The following is a 7,200-nucleotide window of genomic DNA, read 5'->3' on the forward strand; positions in this document are numbered from 1 at the left end:
CTATGGCTTGCAACAACCCCCAGAATCCGCAGTGCCCCAACTGCAACAAGAGTGGCCTTGCCATCCTGCCGGCGCGCTACGCCGTGGTGCCGATGCACGTCGATGCGACCTTGCCAGCCCCCTTGGGCAACAAGGTAACTAGCGTCAGGCTGAATCATCACAAATATGCGTTGCGCGCCTTAAGGGCTGGATTCCTTTACGTCTTTCATGAGAAGCATCCGCGCGGCAGTCACATCAAATGGGAGGTGTACGGCGTTTCGGAGGAAGGTACATTGTGGAAGATGCCTTCGACCAGCGCCATCAAGGCCGTGAGCGAGGAGCCGCAGTGCTCACGCAACGGGCACAACCTCCCAGCCTCGGTCATCACGATCGAATCTCCCGAGAAGTGCAAGCGAGTCTGGATCGCTTTCTCGGAGCATATCTGGAGTGCCGAGACGCTGGCAGACTTCGAGAAGGACGCCAAGCTGCGTGACCGGCGCATGCAGACCTTCCTGCCCGCCACCTGGATTGCGACAGGCGGTTATCGCCACGGGTTGCCGGCGACAAAGGCGAAAATCGAGCAGATTCTTGAATACAAGCCAGGCTTCCGTGCGGATAGCGTGAATCCAAAGGTCGTACCGAAGATCAGCCGGCCTTCCAGGAATGGCAGCTATTTTGCTGACGTGCTCAAAAAGCAGAGCACCATTTACACAGTCGTTGAGCGCAGTGGGCAGAGCGAGCCCGTCTCCAAGCTGATGACCGAGATCGGAAAGAACCCTAAAGGCAAAGACCATCTGCCGCTGGTCATGGGGGTGTGGGATGCCGTCGGGATTGTTCATGAACTCAACGGCTTCCGTAACGATGTTGTCGGCTGGTCGGAAAAGTACATGGAAGAATTGCAGATGGAGGTCTCTGCGATGATGGCCATTGATGGACTCAAGGAGGTCCTGGGCCAACGGGCCGCCGATGCGCAGGACAGCTTCCAGCAGGACATGAAGAGCCACAGCATGTCTCAGCCGGATACCACCGGTCGGCGCCAGTACGCTTCCAAGCTGCCTCCGGTCGACCAGGCCAAGGCCAACGAGATTAGCGACTTCATTGATGAACTGAGGCACAAGCAAGTTCCGACTGTCGTTATCCAGCCGACCTATCTCGATCATGTCAATACGATGCCAGAGCCTCAGCGTAGTGCCGAGTTGGCAAAGTTGCGAAAGCAGGCAGATGACTTCGTAAGCACGCGGGACAAGAATGGCGTGAGAAATATCGAGGATGCCAGAACCAGCGCCTGGTCAAAATATGAAAAGAGGTTGGACAAGAAGCGCTATTCAGACTTCAAGAAGAATTACAACGCTTTCCAGGATGACGTAACCAAGATCGCCAATGATCGTACCGGGGATCTGGTGAACTGGCTTGAAGCGAAGAATCTGATTGATGCGTTTACAGAATTCCATGGAAGGAGTGTCAGCGACGGTGTGGTGTTCGATGATCAGGTGGGCAGGGCGATCTTCGGCATGAACCATAGCAATGTGGGACAGGACAAGATTGCTGCTTGGGTCAAGGAGCTGAAAACGACCGAGACCAACCTCCTGTGGCGCGCCATGGCCTTGAACCAGATTGACGCGATGCCTGAGTTGGATGCGTACCTGCAGGAGGCCAAGCAAAACAATGAGAAGAAGATCCTGGCGAGCACGGTCGATTGGATTGCCATCGGTCAAAAGAGCCTGAAGACCCTCGCCGACACCTATAAGAAAGCTATTGGCATCTACAACGCCAATACCAATGCCGCCTCCGAAAAGGGCTCCATGGCATTCAACGTCAGGGTCAAGCCGATCGAGATTTTCGGGGTCGACCTGAAGATCATGACGGTCGGCGATGCCATCATGAGGGAATTCAAGTTGGCAAGCACGCTTGATTACGTTGGCGAAAAAATGGTGCAGCACATGCTGAGTGTGCGAGCACTCGTCAATCCACTGGATTCTTTGCAGCTAATTCAGGCGCAAGCCAGGAATGACGGCGTGATCAGGCAGCAGACTATCGAACGCTTGCGCACTGCACGTGCGTTTCTGGCCAGTGATCAGCCAGCCATGCGCAATGCACAGACTGAAAGCATGCGTCGAGCTTGGGAGGACTTCAAGAAAAGTGAGAAGGCGCCCACCGCGATCAAAGACGTACGAGCCGCGCTGCTGGTGATGATCATTGAGGGGGTTAACTTCTCCAAGATGGCGCATGCCTGCATAGAAAAAGGAGATGCGAAGAGCTGGTGGGGGCTGGTGGCCTCTGGCATGACCATTACTAGTGGTCTGTTTGATGTGGCCGGAGGTATTCTGAAAAACATGACGCAGAATGCCAAGGGAGAATTCGACAAGGGTGCCAGCTTGTGGAGTTACCAGCGGCTTAAGCTTGTTGGTGGAACGTTGGGTGCAGCGACTGCTGCAATAGGAGTAGTGTTTGATACGCTGGATATGAAAAAGAATTGGGAGATGGGCAAGAGAGGAATGGCTTCGCTATATTTCCTCAAGGTTGTCTTCGGATCTGGAAGCGTTTTGTTGTCGACGGCCACTGCGATGACGTACTCAACACCCCTTATTCGCCAGTTGACTGTGAGGGCGACTCTCAGTTTGACAGCCCAAGTTGTTGCTGAACGAGAAGTGGCCTTGATTGCCGCACGTATCCTGCTGATGGCTGCAGGCTTCTGGGTAGGCGTGGCTATCTTCACCATCCAGGTATTGATCTGGATATTCAGCGACGATGATCTTCAATCATGGTGTGCGCTATGTGTTTTTGGAGAAGACCATAACGAAAAATCAGCGTTTCATTCATTGAAGGAGCAAAGTTCCGGATTGAATCAAGCGCTCGTTGCGATTGGTTTGCCACCAGCGGACTAGGCGAAGAAGGTCGATGTTCGGTTTTGGGAAAATGAATCGAAGCCCACTGTTAAAAAAATGAAACTGCACGACTGAAAGACTATGGCTGAATACGTTACACACCCTGATTCTGGACCTACTCTAAAGCTGAGAGGCTGTATCTCCAATTACAAGAAGACGAGGGAAAGCGCTAGCTTCTTCTTCACCTCGGGGGATCAAGCAAAAATTGGTGCAATGGCCGTCCTGTCGGCAGCTTCCGGTTTGGCTGGACAAGCCGCGATCATGGCTAACTATGCTACCTCACTGGAGGAAGAGGCCGATTTCATTGAGTTCGACTTGGATGGCAAGTCGTTAAGTGGATGGGTATGGCGCAGCCCTTTCCAAGAGGGCGATATTGTAGAGGTGGCTGCTCAGAAACGCGACGATCACTACGAACTATTTGCCGTCGCAAGGCCCTCTGATCGGGTTATTGCTCTATATCCTCATTGCTCGCGAGGGCGCGCGACTCATGTCAGGAACGCTGCGAAGTGGGTTGGCTATTTAGCTATCTATTTCTTTTTTGCGGGGATTCTGCTGGGTTGGTTGATCGGTGCTGGACCTCTGGGGATATGGGGTGACTTCTATTTCAATTTCCCGCAGGGATTTCTGATAATTGGAGCTGGCTGGTTGGCATCGGCGCTTATTGTTGGACACCTGGCACGAAAATGGATGCCATTTGTACGATTGGCCGAAAGGGTCTTTCGAATACTGGAATTGCCATCGCCTTCCAAGATCGATTTGAAGAAATCTAGCAAATTACACAAGACAGAGAATGATCCGCCTGAATGTGGAGTGATGTATTTCAAATATTAGGAATCGTGGTCTTGGTGAGAAAATCTGCCGAAGGAATTCAGTACAGCATTTATCGGACGGCCCGGATTGCGTACGGACAATAAATCAGCGACCACTTCCGTATTAAAGAAAATGTGTGCGACAGGATGGTAATGCTTGCTAAATCGTTTCAGAGATCGGCGCCAATAAATATTCGATATCATTTGCCTGGGTCTATTTTATCGTTCCCCGGCCGACGGATATTCTTATGACCAATTACGTAAGCCATTCAAACGAAATACCGCTTCTGAAGCTCTCAGGAAAAATAAGCTCTTATGATAGAAAAAGACTAAGTGCGAGCTTCGTGTTTACTGAATCAGATCAGACGAAAATTGGAGTGCTTGCTGTCGCGTCAGCGACTGCTGGTCTGGCCGGGCATGCAGCAATCATGTCGAACTATTCTTCTGCAATGGAGGAAGAGGCCGACTACGTTCAATTTGAATTAGATGGTAAAAGGATCAAGGGCTGGCTATGGAGGAGCCCATTTAAGGAAGGTGATGAGGTCGTCGTCGCTGTTGAAAAAAAACTAGAACATTATGAGTTGTATGGAATGATGCGCCCCATGGATAAAGTCATAGCGTTATACCCTCATTGCTCACGCGGACGAATTCGACACATCAAGACTATCGTCAAGTGGTGGTTTATTTTGGTGCCGGCTTTTTTTCTTCTTTTCCTTTTGTTGCCAATCACTGGCGGATACCTGAAATTTTGGGAGTTCTGGGGTGAAATTTTTAAGGGGGATCCTAGTGGCTGGTTCATTATTCTAGGCCTCGTTGCTTTCTTCGTGGCGATGTTTGCCAGCTTAGGAAGAAAGTGGATGCCATTTGTACGATTAGCTGAAAGAGTCTTTCTAATACTGGAATTGCCATCGCCTTCCAATATTGATCTGAAGAAGTCCACCAAATTGCATAAGACCGAGAACGATCCTCCTGAATGCGGCGTGATGTATTTCAAATACTGATGGCTGTTCGGTCCCTTTCCAGGATTTTGGGAGAATTATCAAATCCGCTAGTTGCATAAATGATGATGCATGACTGACAGATGCGGCTATGGAAAATTATATAAACCATTAAGAAGATAACGCGCTATTGAGACTGACTGGAAAGATAAGATTCTATAAGTTTGGCCGGGCAGGCCGCGAGTCGATGGAATGATCGCTTTCTCCAACGAGATACGCGCTCTCAAAAACCGCGAAGGCACAGCGCGCCTGCGGGTCGTTGAGGAAAAATGAGGAGTTGTAGATGAGCCGCACCCGGTCCCGTTTTAATCCGCCCAATCAACATTGGTACGAGGATTTACCCGACCATCAGGCAGACTTCGGTCGCGATATAGAGTCCCCTACGCTCGCTGACGACATCAATGCAATCAGCGAAAGCTATCTGGAAGTGTCGCGCGCGGGCAATGTGATCCGGGGCGGTTTGCTGATGGTGGGCACCGTAATGCTTGTGTTCTTCTCTTGGGTAGTGATGCACCTGGTAGCGGCGAGCATCGGGCCAGATGACGCGCTGATCTTTCCTATCATTAGTTGGAGTTTGCTTGCTTTGGGGATGATATGCGCCATTTTCGGTATGATTCTGGACTGCAGCATTCCGCGTGATATGCCAGTGCGTTTCGACCGCGATAAATGCAAGGTCTATGCCTATGATTATCCAATTCGTCTGATGCCGTTTCCACCCCGTCGGTCGAAACTAAAGATATTTTCCTGGCAAGACGTGCAGGCCGAGATTACCAAGCAGTCCGGTTACAACGGAAAAGCCTATGTCGTCCGCTATGCGCTGGTTCTTGTGATCTGTCAACCCGGCACCGATCAAGTGGTTGATCGCCTCACGCTAAAAGGGAACGACATGACCGTGCGCGGCTTGGAGGTGCTTTGGAGTTACATCCGTCGCTATATGGCCGAGGGGACCGTCAATTTACCGAAAGTGCAGCCGCGGCACCAAGGTGTAACTCTGCGTCGCAGCTTGTTTTCCTATATGCCCTATTTCGACCCGTCGACGGAAGGCGCCCAGTTTCGCAACCGCATGGGTGCAGTCGACTGGCTGCTGGCGCTGGTCATGATGTGGTTTTTCTGGATCTGGCTGCCTCTTGGGCTTTGCCATTACGTTGCAATGAAGTGTGCTCCAGAGCCGCGTTGGCCTGCAGAAGTGGATGAAGAGAGTCGGCGGGGGAAAAAGAAAATTCTTTCATGAGTACATCGCGGTTTAATCCACCGAATTCCCTCTGGTATGAGGACCTCCCGGCCCGAGCGGCGATGGCGGAGGAAGAAGTTTCTGTCATGGCTTTGCAAGAGGATGTGATCGGTGTCGATCAAGATAAACTGGATATTTCTCGCACATCCTCCATTCTGCGAGGCGGTTTCATTTTTATCGGAATGGTGGTCTTGCTGATACTGTGCTGGTTCGCGCCACATGTCTTCACGTCTATCTTTACACCCCCGAGATCTGTATTGGTGATAACGATCTTGACGATTCAGAATCTTGCACTCGCCGGTTACAGCCTGTTCCTGATCTGGCTGGACTGTCGAATTCCACGTGATCTTCCTGTACGTTTTGACCGTCGTGCTGGAAAGATTTACGTACAGGATTTCAGCCTCAGTCTCAAACCTTTCGCACGCCGAAAGCTTCTGCTGAAGACTTTCGACTGGACGGACATCGAGGCCGAGTTGACCAAGCATGCCGGATTCAATGGCAAGGTCTATATGGTGAGATACGCTTTGGTGTTGGTAGTTTGCCGACCAGGAACCACGGAGGTGCTTGAGCGGATCACCCTCAGAGGCAACGACATTGCAACCCAAGGCTTGCAGACTATCTGGTCCTATGTGCGAAGGTACATGGAGCAAGGCCCATCCAATCTGCCGACGCTACATGTACGTGAGCCACGGATTTCCTTGTTGAATAGCCTGTTCTTCTACATGCCCTATCTCGCTCCGGGAGAAGAAGGGCGGAGCTATCGTCGCCATATGGGCGCGGTAGAGTTGATTCTTGCGTTTCTGATGATCTGGTTCTTCTGGATCTGGCTGCCGTTAGGGCTGTGCTACTACGTTGCAATGAAATGTGCTCCACAGCCAAGCTGGCCTGAAGGCTTGGATTGATGGAGCCGTTGGAGAAAAATTGAGACATCGCTCTTTGGACAACTGAGGTTCAGTAGATGCCCGTTTTGGAATCTGAAGAGTCCTGATTGACCGGTTCGATGGCGAAGAAACGTCATGGCTAACAGGAACAGCTGTCCATGAGGAGTTATAGCTGAGCAGTACCCGGTCCCGTTTTAATCCGTCCAATCAACATTGGTACGAGGATTTACCCGACCATCAGGCAGACGTCAGTCGCGATTTAGATTTTCCTACGCTCGCCGACATCCATGCGATCAGCGACAGCTAGCTGCTATGGGATTACCCGTGACAGATTACGTAGATCAATTCAAACGAAAAGTTCACTAGAACCCATTTCATCAATAGGCGTGAGTGCGAGCGAGTCCCGTTTGGGATGAA

General features: G+C 51.2%; 5 protein-coding genes. All 5 read left to right on the forward strand.

The window, feature by feature from the left end:
* Nucleotides 1-2: 2 nt before the first annotated feature.
* The 5 genes from ACODSZ_RS14565 to ACODSZ_RS14585 all read left to right on the forward strand — a co-directional run bounded on the left by ACODSZ_RS14565 (nt 3) and on the right by ACODSZ_RS14585 (nt 6,804).
* Entirely contained in the window at nt 3-2,864 is a 2,862-nt protein-coding gene (locus tag ACODSZ_RS14565; protein WP_488927878.1) for a T6SS effector BTH_I2691 family protein, read from the forward strand.
* Between the two features lie 81 nt (nt 2,865-2,945).
* Complete coding sequence (locus tag ACODSZ_RS14570) at nt 2,946-3,695, forward strand: putative type VI secretion system effector (RefSeq protein WP_241822136.1); 750 nt, start codon at nt 2,946-2,948, stop codon at nt 3,693-3,695.
* 226 nt (nt 3,696-3,921) lie between these two features.
* Complete coding sequence (locus ACODSZ_RS14575; RefSeq protein ID WP_488927879.1) at nt 3,922-4,674, forward strand: putative type VI secretion system effector; 753 nt, start codon at nt 3,922-3,924, stop codon at nt 4,672-4,674.
* 280 nt (nt 4,675-4,954) lie between these two features.
* On the forward strand, nt 4,955-5,902 hold the full coding sequence (locus ACODSZ_RS14580) for a DUF6708 domain-containing protein (protein WP_008332265.1): 948 nt from the start codon (nt 4,955-4,957) through the stop codon (nt 5,900-5,902).
* The gene (locus ACODSZ_RS14585; RefSeq protein WP_488927880.1) at nt 5,899-6,804 is read left to right on the forward strand and encodes a DUF6708 domain-containing protein; all 906 of its coding nucleotides are present in this window, start codon (nt 5,899-5,901) and stop codon (nt 6,802-6,804) included. Before ACODSZ_RS14580 ends, ACODSZ_RS14585 begins: the two co-directional genes overlap by 4 nt.
* The last annotated feature ends 396 nt before the right edge of the window (nt 6,805-7,200 follow it).

Source organism: Herbaspirillum sp. FG34, from assembly GCF_057809315.1.